The organism is Candidatus Frankia alpina (assembly GCF_902806485.1).
Lineage (GTDB): Bacteria > Actinomycetota > Actinomycetes > Frankiales > Frankiaceae > Frankia > Frankia alpina.
Window position 1 is genome coordinate 1 of the sequence record NZ_CADCWT010000637.1, and the last position, 281, is coordinate 281.

The 281-nt window shown below is 73.7% G+C and carries 1 pseudogene; it reads right to left on the bottom strand.

The window, feature by feature from the left end:
- Positions 1 to 77 precede the first annotated feature (77 nt).
- Positions 78 to 281: pseudogene (locus G6R25_RS24780) on the bottom strand (hypothetical protein); the annotation flags it as partial.

Consider the following 281-nt stretch of genomic DNA (forward strand, 5'->3'; position numbering starts at 1 on the left):
GATCATGTCTGTCCTGCTCCTCGGGTTGGGGGCCGCCGGGCTGCCTGGGGTGGATGGCCCGGCGGCGGTTGGTGGTGTCAGCCGGTGTCGGTCTGGGTGGTGACGCGACGCCAGGCGGCGCGCAGCCGCATCTCGCCGGCGCTGTGCCCGGCGGCGCGGAACCACAGGGCCATCTCCCGGTAAGACAACGGGGGGGGTCTGCGAGCAGCGGATCTCGTCCACGACGGCGTCGAGCTCGGCGTCGCTGAACCCGCCGCTGTCGTCGGGCCGTGCCGTGGGTG